The organism is Rhodothermales bacterium (assembly GCA_039944855.1).
In the GTDB taxonomy this organism is placed as follows: Bacteria; Bacteroidota; Rhodothermia; order Rhodothermales; family JANQRZ01; genus JBBSMX01.
In genome coordinates this window covers 1-18,242 of sequence record JBDUXZ010000036.1, presented here as the reverse complement: position 1 = coordinate 18,242, position 18,242 = coordinate 1, and the positions used below count along the sequence as shown (strand labels likewise).

Below are 18,242 nucleotides of genomic sequence, written 5' to 3'. Positions count from 1 at the left end.
TGAACATCCCTCTGGGATACCTACTGGGTGACTGGCATGTACTCGATACGTCGGTTAATCATCGTCGCTGCGTCATTGCTGACGCTCTTAATACCGCAGTCAGATGTGCTGGCTCAGACACAAACTCTCCAAAGTCGTGCGGAGTCCGAAGATACCTCGCGGAATGTAGTTCACTTAGAGGAAGCGATTGACCGTGACCCAGATCAACCGTCTGCTCACTATGCTCTCGCTAGTCTTCTTGTTGCTCAAGGAAGGGAGCTTGGGCGAGCGGAAGAAGCCGTAGAGGCTCTACTCAACATTGCTCCTGACAACCCCTCCTACCTCGCGCTCCGCCTTCGGCTCATGCGAGCCTTCCCCGGTGATGCTCCTCCTGCGTTACGTACCGCCCGCCGACTTGATCTCGCCCGCCGCATCCTCGCCCTCGACTCCACGAGCGCCGTAGCTCACACGGAGGTTGGGGCGCAGGAGGCAACGAAGTATTTCGCGTGGCACCGCGCCCTCCGTCCCGCGCTCTTCGCAGAGGATTGGGAGGTGTACCTCGGAGTGAAGGAGCGGAAAGTGGTGGAGGAAGGGGGCGTGCAATTCGAGGACGGCCGGATTGTCATGAAGGACTTCGAGTTCGAGAGCCAGCGCACCATTGCCGACTTCTATGCGCGCGACAGGTTCGACGTGGAGCGGCTTCGGCGGCGGGGCGTGTCGTTCATTGATGCGAGCGGTCCGGCCCAAGAGGCATACCCCAAAGCCGTCCACCACCTTCGGCGGGCTTTGCAGAGCGATCCGACAAGCCACGATGCCCTCGCGGTGCTCGCACGTCTCTACGCCGCTGCCGAGGAATGGGAATCACTGCGAAGCGTCGCCGAGTCGTTACGCTCGGTCCAGTCAGAGAACTCGTTCCCCCTCCTCGCCTCCGGGCTCGCCCACTACCGGCTCGGCGACACAGAGGGGGCAGCCGCCGCCTTCGACGCGGCCCTCGCCGCTGACTCCACCGTCCGCGCCGCATTCTCCGACCTCGCCCTTGTCCTCCCGCCGGAGGAAGTTGAGGCGTACCGGCGCGACCCCGAGCGCACCGCCGCCCGCTACTGGCGGCTCCACGACCCGCGCCTGCTGACCGACGTGAACGAGCGGCGCGTCGAGCACTACGCGCGCCTCGCCTACGCCGACCTCCTGTTCTCCGTCCACACTCTTGACCGGCGAGGGTGGGAGACCGATCGGGGCCGCCTCTTCGTCCGCTACGGACCACCGCACACGGTGTACGTCTTCCCGTTTGCGTTCTATCCGGGAAAGACCGGAGGCGGTCGAACGGAGGTGTGGGAGTACGACGGCTTCCGGTTCGCCTTCGAGGATGCGTGGGGGCTGAACGAGTTCACGCTGTTCTCCCCGCCAGCCTACGCCTTCGCCAACCCCCACGCTGACCTCTCGGCGCAGGACTTCGTGACCCGAGCGCGGGAGCGGGTGCGCGAAGAGCCGGAGCGGAGCCAGTACGCGCCCGAGCGCCGCGTCTCGATACCGCGCCTCACGAGTGTATTCAAGGGCGAAGACGGCGCGGCCGAGGTCGTCATCGCCTTCGGCGTGCCGGTGGCCGAGCGGCCAGCGTCGGGGCCGCTCCCGCTCGCGCTTCGCACCGGCATCTTCGTGCTCGACGAGGCGGGACGCACGATGGCCGAGACGCGGTCGAGTCCGTCGTCGCTGCCTAGCGCGCAGATCCACGCACTCCCGCAAGCGACGCTCTACATCGCGGCCCCGACGCTCGCCGTGCCCCCCGGCACCTACATGCTCGCCGTCGAGTTCGACGCAGCCGCAGGCAGCGTGGCGGGCTACAACCGCGAATCACTCGCCGTCCCCGACTTCACGCACGGTGGCCTCCGGCTCAGTGACCTTCTTCTCGCTTACCACGTGGAAGAGTTGGAGCGTGAGGAACCAGTGCCAGGCCTCATTCATCGACGCGGATACGAGATCGCGCCCGCCCCATGGACAGTGTTCAGTCGGGAGCAAACACTTTATCTCTATTTCGAAGCATACGGACTCCATCTAGGTACCGACGGACTCGCATCTTATGATGTTGAGGTCCTTCTTGTACCTGCTGATGAGCGAGGGAGCATCCAGCGTTTATGGGACGGAGTGCGCGGAGCGCAACCGGAGAAGGGTGTATCTGTTGCCTTCGAGAGCAGTGGGCGAGGTTCTGACCAAGGGCAATACTCTATAATTGACCTCACCGCCCAGGAGCCTGGAGAGTATGTGCTCTCTCTTCGCGTACAGCAGGGAGACCGTATGGTAGAAACGTATCGAGAGATAACTCTGTGGTGAGTAGCAAGGCTCAGGAGAAGTCATCAGCGGATCTAAAAAACTTAAGCGCGATGCCCGCCACATCTCCTTCCCTAAAGCTTCCTATTCGGGTGATGGGGATAACATTGCCATGGCTACGAGTCGTGAAGGCACAGGCTCGGTGCTCACGTACTCGCCCGACGGTTCTTAGCATCCAGCGGAATAGGGCTTGCCGGCATGGTTAAGCAAGCAACAACCTCGGAGGGCGTTCCCAGATTGCGTGAAGCGATCAGGCAGTTTGCGCAATTGGTCGTGCTTATTCGCCCGCATTGGACTCTCCTCATTAAGGGTATGGCGCTCGGTTTCGTCGTCGGTCTCATCAGTATGATCGGGCCGTATCTCACCAAGCTTCTTATTGACGAGGTTTATCCCACCCAAGACATTTCCCTAATGCACGTTCTGGTCAGCGGTTTACTCGCTCTAGGCATTACTACGGCCATTATGCTTGCACTCCAGGGATACTACTCTCTTTACGTTAATGCTAGGCTAGGCAACGCCGTATCACTTCTCTTCTTCAATCATCTCCAGCATCTCCCCCTCCGGTTTTTCGAAGAGCATCGTGTGGGCGAGTTGATGAGCCGCTTTCAAGACGTAAGACGCGCTCTAGAAGGTGTAATGCGCGTGTTTCAAACCCTGTTTGTGCAGGGGGCATACCTCATCCTCGTGCCTCCTTTCCTCTTCATTCTCCAGTGGAAGCTCGCGCTGGTTGCTCTCGTAAGTATCCCCTTCTCGACCCTCGTCGTCGCATTAGCGGGTCGGGCCCTCCGACGATATTGGAAACGTTCTTCTGAAGCTTACGCAGACCTCAGCGCTTTAGAAGTAGAGGTGCTCAGTCAGATACGTACGCTTAAGTCGATGGCACTTGAGCATCACGTCTTTCAGCAGGCGAGTACACAGGCAGTACGAGCTATTCAGATGCAGTTGAGGGCTGGCGGCCTCAGTCAGGGCGTAGGGACGGCGAATGGGGTTCTAAGGGCTCTAAACGTAGCCTTGTTCACTTGGTTAGGCTGGACGTTCATTCTATCTGGTCAGATGACCCTCGGTGGATACATCGCCTTCACAGCTTATGTAGGTTATCTCTACGGTCCCGTTTCACAGTTCGCCAATCTCTATACAGAACTCCAACAATCCGCTGTTCATCTCCACCGCGTGTTCGAATACCTCAACTACTCGCCTGAGCAACAACCATCTCTGGCATACGATGCAGCTAAACCTATTGTTTATCGGATCAAAGGGGATATCAGCTTAAAAAATGTCACATTCTGTTACAACGTTGATGAGCCCGTGCTGAACGATATCACGCTGGACATAAAAGTAGGGAGCACTATTGTTATCGTTGGTCCAAGTGGGTCGGGAAAGACATCGCTTCTTCGCTTACTCACCCGCTTCGAATCTCCTAATCGCGGCCACATCCTCATAGACGGAGCGTCTATAGAGCAGATTCCCCTCCCAGACCTTAGAAGACAAATAGCTGTGGTATGGCAGGATTTCAGCCTCTTGAAAGGCACTGTATGGGACAACCTCACGATCGGACTGAATGATGTCCCATTGGAGGTAGTTCACAATGCTAGCCGTTTGGCCTGTGTTGAGGACCTCATCAATGGACTCTCGAAGGGTTACGCCACGCCCGTGGCTGAGTGGGGTGCTAGTCTCTCCGGAGGACAGCGCCAACGACTTGCTATTGCCCGCGCCCTCATCCGAGACACCCCCATTTTACTATTCGACGAAGTAACCGCTAACGTAGATACCCAGACGGAGGTCAGGATCATTAACAGGATCATTCCGGCTCTACGAGAGAAGACCGTGATTCTTGTAACCCACCGGGTTGGAATGGCCGCTCAAGCCGATCAGGTATGTGTACTTCAGAAGGGTAGCATTGAAGGCGTCGGCACTCACCATGAGCTCATGCAAAGCTGCGAATCCTATCGCGAGCTGCAGAGTCCATCTGAGTATACCCCGAGTCGCGTCCACCCTATGAAGAGGCTGCCTGGACAATGATCTAGCAGAGCCACTAGGGGCTTATTGTGCTGCGGCCCCGACCTCGAAACTCAAAACGTTGTAAGTCAACTGGACGAAATGTGAGAGACACTAGAAAAAAACGTAGCAGGTATGATCGCCCAGTGGTGCATCAGCGATCAAGAAAGCCTGCCAGCTTAAGCTTTCAGCTTCCTGACCTTCCCGACGCGGAGGGGACAGGAGCACGTTTGGTTCACCACGCAGTAAGCATGACGCTTGTGCTCCTCGCAGCCTGCACAGTAGGGTTCATTATTATCGCCTCAGTCGTTGAGGTCGACACCACTGTAAAAGGAGTGGGCGTGCTCGAGCCTGCTAGAGTCTGGCCTGTCCGCAGTGTAGAGTCTGGTCTTGTAGCTGAGGTATTCGTCTCTTCAGGAGACACAGTGCAGAAAGGGCAGCCTCTAGTACGCCTCGATGACCTTACACTCCGCAGTCTTCTTATCCAACTCCGCTCGAACCGTATCGCTCGTCGTTTTGACTATGAAGGCGCTCGCTCAACGATTCCTCCCGCTCAGAGACAGCAAGCGGCCGCCAAATCAGAAGCAAGTTCCCGACTCATAAAAGCACAAGCTGACCTCCGTGAACGGCTAGCTGAGTTCGGGTTTGGTACACATGTTAACGTCGATTCGATTGTACTCAACCACCGAGCGGGTACGCACATCGTCATTGACCGAGCGATTGCCGAAGTAAAAACAGCCGAAGCTAAGATCGTTCAAGCTGAAGCAGCGGAAGAACTAAGCACCCTTGATAAGATTGGAGTTTTACGTCTAGAGAATGAGATTGAACTGATCGATAACCAAATTGGAGTTGCTGAGGAACAGCTCAGCCGCCTCCTGCTGCGAGCTCCGTTCTCGGGCATCGTCCTTACTGATCGTATAGAGCTATTGGTAGGAGCAGCTGTGAACAAAGGGGACCTACTACTTGAGGTTGCCGAACCTGCTGCATGGAGCACGGATTTGTACGTTCAGGAGCGAGATGTGCGCGAAGTGAATGTCGGTGATATCGCGAGAATTGAGGTGCCAGCTCTCCAGAGTTCCAGTCGAGAGATTCTTGAAGGCCATGTTATATCCGTCGCTTCAGAGCCCGTGAACTCTGAATTCAGTAGCGACCCGGCAGGTCATTACCGAGTGACTGTTGCTCTCCTTAAAACGGAGGAGGAACGTATCGGCCGGGAAAAATTCAAATCAGGATATAGTGTACGGGGCGAGATAGTGACTAGATCAGGCCGGATCATTGAGCACGTATGGCGCCACATCATAGATCGGGTCAAATAATGAGCAAGGCCCCTTCACCACACAATTCTCAGCCTCTCGTCGGAGTCAGTGAAGGTTCATTCTCGCACGCCGAACTCCCTCAGCGAATACAACGACGGCTTGGTTTCCGAACAGGACGCGGCGTCCGAATCGGCATCGTTGATAGTGGTTGGGATTACAGCCAAAGGGTGCCTTCCGTTCAGGAGGGCATCTGTCTAGTAGATCCCTCTGACGGGTTAAAGCTTGCGAGATCAAGTGATACTCAAGACCGTATAGGTCATGGTACTGCGTGCACAAACATCATATGTCATTTAGCACCGGAGTCTATCGTTTATCCGATTCGCGTATTCAATTATAATTTAGAAACCTCGTTAAACATTATCCAGGCAGGGATCCGCTGGGGTATAGAGCAGAACCTTCATCTTATCAACATGAGCTTCGGTACGCTCCAGCGTGATGCCCTTTTTCCTCTATACGCGGCATGCGAGGCAGCTCGGCGAAACGGGACGGTGCTTGTAGCTGCGTCTCATAACACGAGCACCTGGAGTTACCCAGCTCTTTTCGACAACGTCATTAGCGTAGCTGCCGGGAAGTTCGCGGGGGCTTTTGACTACACGTATAGAGAGGGGGAAGCAATAGAATGTCTCGCTAGAGGTGAAAACATCATGGTGCAGGGGCTGGAAGGATGCTGTGAAGTGGTTTCGGGTTCTAGCTATGCGGCCCCTCATATCGCGGGACTCATCTCCTTGTTCATGGAGTATAGTCCTAGACTCACTCTCGAAGGTGTTCGTGAGTTGCTAGCGGACTTTGACCTACACCGGACCAGCCGGGTACCCAGTTAGGGTGCTGGGCAGATCGGTGCAACAAAATCTCCAATAGCGAGATCGGTCTCGCCGATGACCTCAGCAGAGGCCTCGTCCGCACCTTGAACCGCCCCGGCTTTCTCGGAGACGTGGTTAGTTGAGTATCGCGTCGAGGGCTTGTGCCTCTCGGCGGCTGTAGAAAGCCTCCTCGTACTCGGCTGGGGGAAGATAGCCGAGCGGTTCGAGGAGGCGGCGGTGGTTGAACCACCACACCCATTCGAGGACGGCGAACTCCACGTCCTCCAAGGAGCGCCAGGGGCCCCGCTGCCGGATCACCTCGGTCTTGAAGAGCCCGATCACCGACTCCGCCAGGGCATTATCGTAGGAATCTCCCCTGCTGCCCACCGACGGCTCGATGCCCGCCTCCGCGAGGCGCTCGGTGTACCGGATAGAGAGGTATTGCCCGCCGCGGTCGCTATGGTGCACCAGCCGGGCCCCCGTCGTCGCCTCTCGCTCCCAGATCGCCTGTTCGAGCGCGTCGAGCGCGAGCTCGCTCTTGAGCGAGTTCGACACGCGCCAGCCGACGATCCGGCGGGAGAAGACGTCGATCACGAAGGCGACGTAGACGAAGCCGCGCCACGTCGCGACGTAGGTGAGGTCCGAGACCCAAAGCTGATTGGGCCGCTCGGCGGTGAAGTCCCGCTCCACCAGGTCGAGCGGGCGCTCGGCGAGGTCGGCGGGCACCGTCGTCCGGACGCGTCGTCCCCGGACGGCTCCGCGAAGCCCCATCTCGCGCATCAGCCGGGCGACCGTGCACCGGGCCACGGTGACCCCCTCGCGACCCAGTTGCCGCCAGACCTTCTTGGCCCCATACACGTGGCGGTTCTCGTCCCACACCCGCTGGATCTCGACCCGGAGTCGCTCGTCGCTCTGAGCGCGGGCCGAGCGCAGGGCGGGATCGGCCTCCCGGGCTTTGTAGGCGTAGTAGGTCGACGGAGCGATCGGCAGTACCGCGCAGATCGGCTCGACTCCGTAGGCCTCGCGGTACTCGTCGATGAAGGCCGTCATCGTCTGGGTCGGCGGTCGAGCTCCGCCTGGGCGAAATAGGCCGAGGCCTTGCGGAGGATCTCGTTGGCCCGGCGGAGCTCGCGGTTCTCGCGCTCGAGCTCTTTGAGGCGTGCGCGCTCGTCGGTGGAGAGACCAGCTCGGCGCCCGCTATCACGCTCGGCTTGTCGGACCCAGCTGCGGAGCGTCTCGGCCGTGCAGCCGATCTTCTCGGCGACCGAGCGGATGGTGGCCCACTGGGAGGGGTGGTCGTGCTCGTGATCGAACACGAGGCGGACGGCCCGCTCTCGGACCTCGGGGGAGTACCTGTTGGATGTGCTCATGACTCCAAGTTCTCAAAGTCTGGAGTCTCCGGCAATCCCGGGGCGGTTCACCTCTCACAAACGAGGGTTTTTGGTAAGAGACGGCGTCAAACGAGAGATCGAGTCACAGCTCTATTTTGTCTTTCTCGTTTCCCTTCTCTAAATCAACGTGTCGTAACTTCGCCGCGACCATCTTTTGAGAACGCGCCCCTCCCCCGCCCCATGCTCATCGGCTACGCCCGCGTCTCCACGGCCGACCAGCGCCTCGACCTCCAGACGGATGCCCTCGAAGCTGCCGGTTGCGAGCGCCTCTTCACCGACGAAGCCTCCGGCGCGAAGGCCGACCGCCCAGGGCTCCGCGAGGCGCTCGACTTCGCCCGCGCGGGTGACGCTCTCGTTGTCTGGCGGCTCGACCGGTTCGGCCGCTCGCTCAAAGACCTCGTCGAGCGCGTGGAGACGCTGAGGGAACGCGGCGTGGGCTTCCGCTCGCTCCAAGAGGGGATCGACACGACCTCCCCCTCGGGCAAGCTCGTCTTCCACGTCTTCGCCTCCCTCGCCGAGTTCGAGCGCGAGCTCATCCGCGAGCGGACGATGGCCGGTCTCGCGAGCGCCCGCGCTCGGGGCCGGAAGGGTGGCCGCCCGCCGAAGATGGACGCGCGGAAGGTGGAGCTGGCCTCGAAGCTGATGCGGGACCCCGACGTTTCCGTGCAGGAGGTGTGCGACGCGGTGGGGGTCGCCCCGGCGACGCTCTACCGCTACGTCGCCCCCGACGGCGGCGTGAGGAAGATGCCCTAATCGTGGGACCTCTTCTCGCTCTGCTTCTTACAACAGCCCATGGAGGCCGTCAGCACTCCCTATTCCTTTCATCTTTAAAGAGGTAATCATGTCTCAGCCAAAAGCCCCTTACTACCACAAAACGAACGGCGACACCTATCATTGGGAGACGTCGTGCTCTCGTAACCACTATCCCAGTGCCGGGTGGGAGAAGACGAACACGAAGCCCAACAAAGAGCAATGCAACGAGTGCAAGAGTAAATAGCCTACTCGTCCAGCTCAAGCAGGCCGGCTCCCCAGGGTCGGCCTGCTTGCGTTTATGCCGTCACGCCGCACGAAATGCTGGCGACGGAAGACGATCGTTGAGAATTACCCGCGCAGGCTCTCTCTCACCGTCCCCCTGCGTCATCTCTCTAACAGTGATCCTGCCAGCCAAACCCCCACGTCTCCTCAATGATAGATCCAACTACGGTCGTAGCTATTGCCCAGACCGCCCTGGAGATGGCTCCCCCTGCAATCGAGGCGTTCAAGGCAGCGAGGAGCGCGCTCGGAGATCCGGTGCGGAAGGCCATGGTTCAGGCCGAGGACGCGGTGAAGCAGCGGATGGCGCGCTGGCCCCGAGTCGATATCGACCTCGCCGTAAGCACGCTTAACGCGACCGAGGCTCCCTGGGTATTGGCGTACATGGTTTGGAACGGGCACGAGGTCGATCTCCAAAAAACGGCTGCGAGATGGGCTGACATCGCGGGCACGTCGCTGGGCATCGGAGAGACACGACTGGACGCGGCTCACGAATTGGCGACGACGTACGTTGCCACGTTCCGTAGGGCTGCAGCGGAGGGTCCCAGCGGCCTCGCGTTTCACGAGGCGCAGTCGGAGCGGCGACAACGACAATCAGAGGTAGTCGCTCAACGTCAGACGGAGACTCTCCAAGCCCATGGCGAGGGACAAACTCAGATACTGCTCGACGCCATCCACAACGTCGGCCGGGACGTTGCCACCCGGTACGAAGACCGAGTACGAGCCGTCCGCCAGCGGCTCACCACGGCCGTTGACGCGCTGAACGCACTCGAACTCCGAAGCGCGGTACAGGAAACGGAATCGATCCTCGACGAGCTCGACGCCCACCGCGAAACAGACCCCCAGAGCGAAGGGGCGTTCGTCGGATTACGGCAGACGGCCCTCGCCATAAAGGGACAAGCCGCCGTCCTCCTCGGCGATATCCCCGCCCAGCGGGATGTCATCGCCGCTCTCCGGGTAGGGGGCTCGATCGTCGATGAGGCGGTGAAGCCCGTCGTCCTTCTTGCCGCCGACGCAGGAGCACCGGAGCTGCTTCGCGAACTCGTTCCGAGGCTACCAAAGAAAGACTCGGAGCGCCCCTTCCTCGACGTCGTGGTCGAAGCGATGGGAGACGATGGTCGGCTCGATCCAGAAGCCGTGCTCCGGTGCACGACGTCGGAGGAGGGTGGCGTGAACCTCCTAGCCCTCCGCGTTGACGCCCTTATCAACGCCGTCACACCGGAACGTGCGATTGAGGCCGCCGAGCTCCTCAATGCTCTCGACGAGGCAGAGGGGAGCGAGTCTGACCCGCTGCTACCTCGGAAAGGACTCCTCGTCGGGCAGAAGACGTTCTACCTGCTCCGTCGCGTCACAGAGGAGCGCCTGGAAACGCCCGGACTCGACCGCGAACGGCTCGTGGACGAAACCCGAAGGCGGTTGGGACAGGCCGCCGATGACCTCGCCGGCCTCGGTGACGAATATCTTGGAGGGCTCCTGGAAGCGTTAGTGGAAACGGTCAACTTCCTCACCTTCGTTGAGGAGTTCGACGCGGCTGAGGACATCCACGCCCGCGTACGCGCGCTCCAGCCTCCGGGCGGCCCTATCGGGGCCATCGAGCGGCGCGATGTCACGACGCCAGAGCAGATCGCTCAGCTCGAAGCACAGGAGGTGGTAAAGCCGTCGCATAAGAGCATCATGGAAGCCCACCAGTCCCTCACTGATGGCAGGGGCACCCAGGCGCGTCGGCAGTTCGGGGCCGCCCTGGAAGCCGCATCCACCGTCGGGGAGCGGGAGATGGCGTTAGGCGACTACGTCTACTCCCTGTTGCGGGAGTCCCCACCCCGCATCGAAGAGGCCGAAGAGCTGCTGGAAGAGGAGCAGGATCGGAATACAGAATCCGTATGCGCAAGGCCGGACTGGATTGGGAGCCTGTCCGTACGCGTAGCCAACGCTCGCGGCGGAGCAAGCGCTGCACTCATCGAGTCGAACACGCAGCTCGACGAATTCCCCAGAAGCCTCCTCCTTCTCCGCCAGCGGAGGGACCTGCTGATCCGGGAGATCGCGGATGAGAAGGGACGGCGCGACACCGGTGAGGCTGTGACAGGACGTCGGAAGATTCACCTCGCCGAGGAGATAGAGCAGACCGCCGTCGCAATGCACCGACTCCTGCCAGCGCCGGCGTACCTCGTTGACGCTGGGCGTTCGTGGGCAGAGCGGGGCCAGTGGAAGAGAGCGTGGGAGCTTCTCAGCAGAGCGGTGGGAAGAGGGATCCAAGACAAAGGGGTCCGAGAAGAGGTCGAGCGGTACCGCCGTACGAGAAGTACACGAACGGCATAGCAACTCCCCTCTCTGCCCACACCTTCTATCGCCGAAGACTTCGGCCCTCCGGACTCGCGCGCTGCACCTCCTCAATCCTCCCCCTCCGGGAAGTGCTCTCGCAGATGGGCCGCATGGGAGTCGTACTTCGCGATCGCCTTCATGATCGCAGGCTGGGCCTCGATGAGGAGCGCCTCCGCTGCCTGTAGCTTCATCTCGAAGTCCCGTTCGAACGTCTCGGCCGCGAGATCGGACGCCGCGCGGAGCTCGCCGACCATGAGGTCGAGGTCTTCTCGGTACCGCTCCCGTGTGCTCGTGAGCAGGACGAAGACGAAGAGGAGGAACAAGAGGAGCGAGCAGAGCAGCTCGGCGTTGGCGAGGACCTGAGCCGCCGTGCTCGCCGGTACCACCGCCGCGAGATCGGCCGTCATCAGCGTGCTGAAGCTGTAGGCGAGCGCCTTCCAGAAGCCGAGCTCCCCCACGACCGAGAAGCTCAGCGGGTCTAAGGCGAAGAGCCCCTGGTAGAGCAGCCCGAACACGACCGCCGTGAGGGCCACGGTGAACACGAGCGAGGCGGTGAGGTAGAGGTCCACCTTCCTGCTCGCGCTCACCTCCCGAAGCTTCTCTGCGGCGATGCGTAAGGCGCTCAGCGTGAGGTACCCCGTCTGTACCCGCACCAGCGGCTCGTGCCGCTGGGCATCGGTGGACCTGTTGTAATCGGCGAGTCCGTTGTGCATGATGTGCTCGTGGAACGCCTGCACGCCGCCGACGGCGGTTGCGAACACTGTAGAACGCTGGAACGCGCTCTGAAACCGCCGGGCGTAGTGAAAGACCAAGTAGCCCCCGAGGTACATCATCGCGCCGATCAAGACTGCGCGCGTCTCCGATAGCTGGATGCACGTGGCCGCGAGGATGACGCCGACGGATAGGATGAAGCTCCGGCGGAACGTCCTCGCGACGGAGTGGATCGCGGGGATGAAGGCCACGGCGAGCGCCCAGTTCCTGAAGACGAGCTTCGGCACCTTCCACAGCACGACGACGAAGGGGTACGTGACGACGTACCCCACGAACACCCAGAACCGCCGGCTGCCCAGGACGAGCCAGGCGAGCGCGATCACGACGAGGAGGACGAGGCCGCGGAACCGCAACGCGGACTCCGCCGCCGGGCCTACCGCTTGCGCGATGGTGAGGTCCACGTCGAAGACGAACGCCTTCAACCCGACGTACGCCCAAAAGGCGAGGGCCGCCACCTCACGTGCCCACCACGCCAGCGGCGGCAGGTAGAGCTTCGATTTCGTGTCCGCGATCAGGTTCATCCGTGGTTTCGCTTCGATAAGAATTCAGTCGCATGCAACATGATCGGTGACGCCGCTGACAGTCCAGCGTCAGGCCGTTTGGACACAGGCCCCCGTTCCTCCCGCACGCAGTAGACCGCAACACGAATACTGGTCTAGCCGAGTTACTCCTGGACGGCGTCTCTACCCCCTCTTGCGCAGTTCGACGAGTTGAATCGGGGGGCGGGCCTCGTCAGGGGCCGGGGAGAGCCGTTCGATCAACTCCGGGGCCACGCTCGCTCTCAGGGTGTCTCTCAGCGACGACGGGTTGAGCGAGAGCGCTCGCGACAGCGTCCGGAGGTCGACTTCGCCCTCGAGGAGGGTGAGCGCCTGCGTGAGCATCTGCGGCCGCTCGTGCTCCCACTCCCCCGGCTCCCCTTTCCGGTACCCCATCGCGGAGAGCTGCTGGAACGCCCGGCGGTAGCTCGACTGCGAGAGCCGGCCGAGGTCGAACGCCCGGCGCACGAGCGCGGCCACCGACATCCGCCACCGCTTCTTCAAGCGGAGGAACGCCGCGAGGCTCCACTGCCGCGGGCACTCGGCATAGAACGCCTCCTGCGGAGCGAGGAACGCCCCCGCGAACCGGTTCGCTTGGTCCTCCGTCGCCTTCAACCCCGGCGGGTGGGTGTCGTCGTGGAGCACGAGGTGGCCGAGCTCGTGGCCCGCGTCGAACCGGGCCCTGCTCGCGCTCTTGCTTAGGGCGAGCATCACGCACGGCCGCCCCGTCGCCCACGTGCTGTAGGCGTCGACGTCCTCGTGCGCCGACGAGAGCGGAACGACGAGGACCCCCTTGCTCTCTAAGAGACGGACGACGTTTGGGATTGGGCCGAACCCGAGTCCCCAGTGCTTCCGGAGGGCCGAGGCCGCCTCCTCGACGGCGGCGAAGTCCCCCTCGCGTACGGGCGCCCGCTCCGCGACGAACGACGAGACTCGCTCTTCGGGGAAAGCGACCCCCTCCACTTCTAGGACGTTGACGAGGTCGAGCACGTCCTCCCCCATGCGGAGGCTCGCGCGGCGCGTCCGCTGCGACACGCTCCGCCTCGCGCGGAAGTGGCAGGCGTCGAACGAGATCGCGTAGCGTCCGAGCCCGCGCTCACGACGAGCGAAGTACAGGGTAGGCACGCCTAGCGCGAGGGCGAGCCGGACGAGCGTGTCGAGATCGGGCCGCACGACTCCGGCTTCGAACTGTGAGACGGCGCTGGGCGTGACCCCCACCTTCTCGGCAAGCGCTTTCCCCGTGAGGCCCTGACGCTCCCGCGCCCTGCGGATCCGTTCCGGGTCGAGGTGGTCGAGCGCGAACTGGGGCGAGTCCCCGGTCCCCTCAAGCATCGGCGGTCCCCGTCTTGCCGTCGGTGCCGGACCGGCGGAGCGTGACGTCCGGCGTAGGAACGTCCTCGTCAGGCGGGAGCGACGTCCCGTCCCCGTACGCTCCCCCGAGCGCGGAGTAGATCTCGACGGGCTCGTACACGTAGCCCCACTCGTCCTTCCCCGCCGCTTGGACGATCTCGCCTACCGCCATCCGTTGTAGGCTGTGCTCCGGAGTCGATACGATAGACACGACGAGGTCTTTCCCCATCGGGGGTTCGTCGTCGAAGAGCCGGGGGCCGATGCTCATTACCGTACGGGCGTGTTCCCGTGCCTTCTCCCCGTGGAGGGGGATGAGCGTCTGCGCTCTCGCCCGGTGGAAACGGAGGACAAACCGGTCCCGCTTGAAGGCGTGCTTGATGCTCGTCGGCACGATCACCATGTCGAGCCGGCCCTCCCGGATTGCGTTGCACAACCGGTTGACGAGGGCGGAGTATTGCATGGTGCCGAAGATGCCCATGTCGCGGTTGCCCTCCAAGCCGTAGGCGTACGCAGCCACTTCTACGGCCTCCTGCGCGATCTCCACGACCCCGGATTCGGAGAGGAACGATGCCAGTTCCCGCAGCTCGGGAGGGGGTTCGAGATAACCAATCGTCATGACAGCTTCGTGGGATCAATGTTAGTGAGGCCGACGCGAATGCGAAAATATTAAGTGACCCCGTCCCCATCAAGGCATGTGGATAACTCGTCCCCTCCTAGTTCGCTTTCAGCTACTGGCCCTGTTTCGTTGGATCGTTCTGTAGACGGGATGGGAAGCTCGGTTGCATAATGGCGGCACGACTGATCCGCTTCCACCTCTGGAATGTGAATGAAGTATCCGCTTTCGCCCGGTGTGTGCGTGTGCCGCTTATGGCTCTTCCCCTACCCCTTTGAGGACCCGTATATACAACACATCGCTGATCCTGAACGACTCCAGGCGGAGCCGGTCGAGCACCGGCCGAAGCGCGTCGAGGTACCCTTCACTCTTAGCTCGGATGAGGATGCCGAGCGTGCCCGTGACGCGGAGCCCTGCCGCCCGAGCACTCTTCCGAGCAGGGGCCTCATCCACTACGATCAGGTCAGCTCCGACCTCCGAGGCGAGCGCGATCCCTTCGGCTTCCCCATCGTCGAGCTCCTGCTTGAGGAGACGAAGGAACGGGGTGTCGGTCGGGGTGCGGATGTCGATCCATCCCGCAGCCGCCCTTACTTCGGCTTCTCCGACGCGCCCTCTCCCCTCCTCCACGGCCTCACGCCAGACAGCGGGCGGGATTAAGAGCCGGCCGTAGAACGTCTCTAAGAGGGAGAAGAGCCCGACCCGAGAGAGATGGACGAGCGGAGAGGTGTCGCTGACGACGGGGCTATGGGTGGGGGCATCGAGGGCTCCGGCATCCGAGCTCGGCATAGATCAGGCTCCCCCTTCTCCATCACCCCGCCCGGTCCCTGATTTACCAAGACCGTATGCGAGGTCCTCGTCGAGGTCGTCCTCGGTGTACGCCCGCGGCACCTGGCGTTCGCCGAGGAGCTCCTCGAAGTCCCGCCTGGTCATCGCCGCGAGCCGGCGGGCCTTCCCGAGGGGGAGGATCTGACGGGCGTAGAGCGCGAGGGCCAGCTCCGTGCGGAGCTCCCGCTCGACCTGCGCCGGCGGGAGCCGGAGGGCGGATACGACGTCTTCGGGTATGTTCAGAACGAGGTTACTCATAGCGGGGGACCTGGCCTCTAACGGAAGGTTCGTCATACGGAATGTAGCCGTCTTGGCCTACGCGGTGGGTTTTAACTCTCCAATGCCTGAGCGATTCGGCTCTTGGTGCCGCCCTGGTCGAGGTCCTGCACCACCTGCCGCACGGCGGCTTCGATGATCTCCGACTTCGACACCTTCCTCCCCTTGAGGCGGCGGAGCTCCAGCCACGCGCGCTCTAATGAGGCCTCCACGTCCGCTTCGAGATAGTACGTCGCTTTCACCTTCTCGGTCGGGGACGCCTCAGTTGACGGCAAGCCTCCTTGACCGTTTGCCGTTTTGCTGTCTTTACGTTTTTCTGGCTTGCCAGACTCCTTCTGTCCCGTCTCTACCTGCTCGGGAATGATGCTGTCGAGGGGGTTGTCTCCGATGCGCTTCTTAGCCATTGTCTCTCGGGTGTGTTGCCCCGTTTTCTTGTTCAAGTAGTACGCTCGATGATCTCATCTGCGAGCCGGCGAAAATCCTCCGCCCCCCTACTCCCCGAGTCGTAGCTCGTGATGGGCTGCTTGAAGCTGGGGGCCTCGGCCACGCGCACGTTCTCGCGGATGTGGGTTCTGAGCACCTGCTCTGGGAACTGCGCCTCCAGCGCGTCGATGACCTCCCCAGCGAGCCGCGTTCTACCGTCTACCCGGCAAGCCAGTATACCAGCAATTTCCAGTTCCGGATTCAATCGCTCACGGACCGTCCGGACGGTCTGGACGAGTTGCGCCAACCCCTCCAGCGAGAGCGTCTGGGCCGGTACGGGGATGAGCACGCCGCCTGCTGCCGTCAGCGCGTTCACCGTGACGGTGCCGAGCGCCCCGGGGCAGTCGATCAGGCAGAAGTCGTAGGCCGAGCCCGCACCGTTCGTCAGCTTCTCCAGCGCCCCCTTCAGGATGAACTGTGGGGCGGGGTCGGCAGCCAACGCCTTCTCGGCCCCCACCATGTAAGCGGACGAGGGGACGAGGTCGATCCCGTCCGCTACGGACCGGACGACGTCGGAGAGGGTGGCCTCGCCCGTCAGCACGTCGAGCACGTCGCCCGCGTCCGTGTCGGCCCCGAGCCACCGCGTAGCGTTGGCCTGGGCGTCGAGATCCACGACGAGCACGCGCCTACCGCGCTCGCTGAGCGCTGCCGCGAGGCACACGGTCGTGGTCGTCTTCGCCGTGCCACCTTTCTGGTTCGAAACTGCCAGGACCTTCATACGTCCTCAGTAGGGGAGATTTTCGAGTTCGGAATCGCCACCGTCATGACGTAATGCCAGCAAAACAGCTAGACGTTCCGACAGCAAAGGTAAGTAGCCTCCTGCAGATACGCAACGGAGAGTGCCCCGGACGCCGGTACCGGCGTCCGGGGCGCGGCTTTCCTCAGAGCAGTCCGCGCTCGGCGAGGCTCGTGAACCCGCAGTCGTGGCAGATGATGTGGTCGTGGATGGGGATGCCCATGAGCTTCCCGGCCTCGACGAGCTGCTTCGTCACCTTCACGTCCTCCCGGCTCGGCTCGGGGTTGCCGCTGGGGTGCTGGTGCGCGACGATGATGGCGGCGGCGTTGGCGAGGATCGCGGTTTTGAACACCTGGCGGGGCTCGACGATGGAAGCGGAGAGGCCCCCGACGGAGGCGACGTGCAGGCCGATGAGGGTGTTCGCCGTGTCGAGCAGGCAGACGAGGAACTCCTCGCGGTCCCGGTCGCGGAAATATTCGCGGAGCACGGCCGCCACGTCTGCCGGTGTCGTGACCTGCTCGCGGTTGGGGAAGGTGAACTCGCCCTCACGCACGAGCCGCGTCGTGTAGAGGGGGACGTGGTGGAAGAGCTGCCAGCGGTATCCTTCCTCCGCCTCGGCTCGGGCACTCCGTTGCTGCTGGGGCGTTGCCATGATTGGACCTCCTAGCGATGCTTTAGACGGTTGAGGTAGGGGGTCGGGGGACGGCTGCGATCTCGGATCGTAGCTGATCCCGTCGGGGCGGCGGTGCTCCAACACCGCCGCCCCACCCGTTTTAAGAAATGAGTTCGAGGAACGCCTCCGCCTCCATGCGGGCCGCGTACTGCTGGATGGCCTCCCGGAGGTTGTAGATGCAGACGTTGACGCCGCGCGTCGGCTTGCCCTCGGTCCCGCCCGTGACTTGGTGGAGGTAGAAGAGGACGTACCCGTTCTCGACGAGGGGGCGAACCCAGCACTCGTGCTTCCTGCGGACGTACCCGAGCGGGTGGATCCCGAAGCTGAGTGCGATGCGGCCGTCCTCTGTGATCTCGGCCGAGAGCTTCCGGCTGAAGCGGTCGAGGTGGGGGAGGGCGCGGGCGATGTTCTCTTGAAACTGCGAGGTGCCTTCGAGCTTCGAGGGGACGGCGAACGACCGGGTGCCGGCGTCTACGCAAAACTTGAGCGCGTCGTCGGCCTTCCGCTCGATCTGGAACCGGGCACCGCGCGTGCGGGCGAACTTCGTCCAGATAGCAGCGGTGGCGGTGAGTTGTTTGCTGATCGACATGGGGCCTCCGTGGGGGCTGGTGAGTGGTTGCCTGAACTGCTCTAAATGTAAAGTAATTTCCTTTACTTGTCAAGTGTATTCCTTGACTCTGTAGAGTTTTTTTTCTACCTTCTCTGTGACGGAGACCGCCCCACAGAAATCGACACGACCCAGGGAACGGATGGACCACTACACGGAGGAATCGCTGGCCGACGCCGTGCGCCAGGAGCGGAAGCGGCAGAAGCTGACGCAGGACG

Annotated in this window: 15 protein-coding genes and 1 other annotated feature; of the genes, 5 read left to right on the top strand and 10 right to left on the bottom strand. The window is 62.0% G+C overall.

The features are described from left to right. Positions 1-75: 75 nt before the first annotated feature. The 3 genes from ABJF88_17830 to ABJF88_17820 all read left to right on the top strand — a co-directional run bounded on the left by ABJF88_17830 (position 76) and on the right by ABJF88_17820 (position 5,612). Positions 76-2,304 carry a GWxTD domain-containing protein gene (locus ABJF88_17830; GenBank protein MEP0548801.1) on the top strand — a complete coding sequence of 743 codons (2,229 nt, stop codon included), beginning with the start codon at positions 76-78 and terminating at the stop codon, positions 2,302-2,304. Between the two features lie 309 nt (positions 2,305-2,613). Beyond that, a complete protein-coding gene (locus ABJF88_17825; protein MEP0548800.1) occupies positions 2,614-4,320 on the top strand; it encodes a peptidase domain-containing ABC transporter in 1,707 nt (568 codons plus the stop codon). Between the two features lie 227 nt (positions 4,321-4,547). Further along, complete coding sequence (locus ABJF88_17820; GenBank protein ID MEP0548799.1) at positions 4,548-5,612, top strand: HlyD family efflux transporter periplasmic adaptor subunit; 1,065 nt, start codon at positions 4,548-4,550, stop codon at positions 5,610-5,612. Positions 5,613-6,547: 935 nt separating this feature from the next. Here the strand turns inward: ABJF88_17820 and ABJF88_17815 are convergent. Next, a protein-coding gene (locus ABJF88_17815) for an IS3 family transposase (protein MEP0548798.1) occupies positions 6,548-7,782 on the bottom strand; the annotation gives its coding sequence in 2 pieces (ribosomal slippage) (positions 6,548-7,500 and positions 7,500-7,782; 1,236 coding nt in all). Next, positions 7,388-7,504, bottom strand: a sequence feature (AL1L pseudoknot). (Overlaps the previous gene by 117 nt.) Before the next feature lie 201 nt (positions 7,783-7,983). Here ABJF88_17815 and ABJF88_17810 point away from each other — a divergent pair. Beyond that, complete coding sequence (locus ABJF88_17810; GenBank protein ID MEP0548797.1) at positions 7,984-8,556, top strand: recombinase family protein; 573 nt, start codon at positions 7,984-7,986, stop codon at positions 8,554-8,556. Positions 8,557-8,988: 432 nt separating this feature from the next. Next, a complete protein-coding gene (locus ABJF88_17805) occupies positions 8,989-11,151 on the top strand; it encodes a hypothetical protein (GenBank protein ID MEP0548796.1) in 2,163 nt (720 codons plus the stop codon). A 71-nt stretch (positions 11,152-11,222) separates the two neighbouring features. Here the strand turns inward: ABJF88_17805 and ABJF88_17800 are convergent, their stop codons facing one another. The 9 genes from ABJF88_17800 to ABJF88_17760 all read right to left on the bottom strand — a co-directional run bounded on the left by ABJF88_17800 (position 11,223) and on the right by ABJF88_17760 (position 18,006). Further along, entirely contained in the window at positions 11,223-12,446 is a 1,224-nt protein-coding gene (locus ABJF88_17800; protein MEP0548795.1) for a hypothetical protein, read from the bottom strand. Positions 12,447-12,608: 162 nt separating this feature from the next. Beyond that, positions 12,609-13,793 carry an XRE family transcriptional regulator gene (locus ABJF88_17795; protein MEP0548794.1) on the bottom strand — a complete coding sequence of 395 codons (1,185 nt, stop codon included), beginning with the start codon at positions 13,791-13,793 and terminating at the stop codon, positions 12,609-12,611. Then, positions 13,786-14,427 carry a hypothetical protein gene (locus ABJF88_17790; protein ID MEP0548793.1) on the bottom strand — a complete coding sequence of 214 codons (642 nt, stop codon included), beginning with the start codon at positions 14,425-14,427 and terminating at the stop codon, positions 13,786-13,788. The genes ABJF88_17795 and ABJF88_17790 overlap by 8 nt, the downstream gene beginning before the upstream one ends. Positions 14,428-14,676: 249 nt before the next feature. Continuing rightward, positions 14,677-15,210 (bottom strand): DUF3368 domain-containing protein, encoded by a 534-nt coding sequence (locus ABJF88_17785; GenBank protein ID MEP0548792.1) that lies wholly within the window; start codon positions 15,208-15,210, stop codon positions 14,677-14,679. A 3-nt stretch (positions 15,211-15,213) separates the two neighbouring features. Further along, on the bottom strand, positions 15,214-15,507 hold the full coding sequence (locus tag ABJF88_17780) for a UPF0175 family protein (protein ID MEP0548791.1): 294 nt from the start codon (positions 15,505-15,507) through the stop codon (positions 15,214-15,216). A 71-nt stretch (positions 15,508-15,578) separates the two neighbouring features. After that, the gene (locus ABJF88_17775) at positions 15,579-15,929 is read right to left on the bottom strand and encodes a hypothetical protein (protein ID MEP0548790.1); all 351 of its coding nucleotides are present in this window, start codon (positions 15,927-15,929) and stop codon (positions 15,579-15,581) included. A gap of 32 nt (positions 15,930-15,961) precedes the next feature. Continuing rightward, a complete protein-coding gene (locus ABJF88_17770) occupies positions 15,962-16,726 on the bottom strand; it encodes a ParA family protein (protein ID MEP0548789.1) in 765 nt (254 codons plus the stop codon). A 163-nt stretch (positions 16,727-16,889) separates the two neighbouring features. Continuing rightward, positions 16,890-17,396: a JAB domain-containing protein gene (locus ABJF88_17765; GenBank protein MEP0548788.1), complete on the bottom strand. Its 507-nt coding sequence runs from the start codon at positions 17,394-17,396 to the stop codon at positions 16,890-16,892. A 121-nt stretch (positions 17,397-17,517) separates the two neighbouring features. After that, a complete protein-coding gene (locus ABJF88_17760) occupies positions 17,518-18,006 on the bottom strand; it encodes a hypothetical protein (GenBank protein ID MEP0548787.1) in 489 nt (162 codons plus the stop codon). Positions 18,007-18,242: the final 236 nt, after the last annotated feature.

Excerpts from the sequence above, each read along its gene's own strand:
- ABJF88_17825 (MEP0548800.1), top strand. The coding sequence starts at position 2,614 with ATGGCGCTCGGTTTCGTCGTCGGTCTCATCAGTATGATCGGGCCGTAT.
- ABJF88_17820 (MEP0548799.1), top strand. The coding sequence starts at position 4,548 with ATGACGCTTGTGCTCCTCGCAGCCTGCACAGTAGGGTTCATTATTATC.
- ABJF88_17810 (MEP0548797.1), top strand. The coding sequence starts at position 7,984 with ATGCTCATCGGCTACGCCCGCGTCTCCACGGCCGACCAGCGCCTCGAC.
- ABJF88_17805 (MEP0548796.1), top strand. The coding sequence starts at position 8,989 with ATGATAGATCCAACTACGGTCGTAGCTATTGCCCAGACCGCCCTGGAG.
- ABJF88_17800 (MEP0548795.1), bottom strand. The coding sequence starts at position 12,446 with ATGAACCTGATCGCGGACACGAAATCGAAGCTCTACCTGCCGCCGCTG.
- ABJF88_17795 (MEP0548794.1), bottom strand. The coding sequence starts at position 13,793 with ATGCTTGAGGGGACCGGGGACTCGCCCCAGTTCGCGCTCGACCACCTC.
- ABJF88_17790 (MEP0548793.1), bottom strand. The coding sequence starts at position 14,427 with ATGACGATTGGTTATCTCGAACCCCCTCCCGAGCTGCGGGAACTGGCA.
- ABJF88_17785 (MEP0548792.1), bottom strand. The coding sequence starts at position 15,210 with ATGCCGAGCTCGGATGCCGGAGCCCTCGATGCCCCCACCCATAGCCCC.
- ABJF88_17780 (MEP0548791.1), bottom strand. The coding sequence starts at position 15,507 with ATGAGTAACCTCGTTCTGAACATACCCGAAGACGTCGTATCCGCCCTC.
- ABJF88_17775 (MEP0548790.1), bottom strand. The coding sequence starts at position 15,929 with ATGGCTAAGAAGCGCATCGGAGACAACCCCCTCGACAGCATCATTCCC.
- ABJF88_17770 (MEP0548789.1), bottom strand. The coding sequence starts at position 16,726 with ATGAAGGTCCTGGCAGTTTCGAACCAGAAAGGTGGCACGGCGAAGACG.
- ABJF88_17765 (MEP0548788.1), bottom strand. The coding sequence starts at position 17,396 with ATGGCAACGCCCCAGCAGCAACGGAGTGCCCGAGCCGAGGCGGAGGAA.
- ABJF88_17760 (MEP0548787.1), bottom strand. The coding sequence starts at position 18,006 with ATGTCGATCAGCAAACAACTCACCGCCACCGCTGCTATCTGGACGAAG.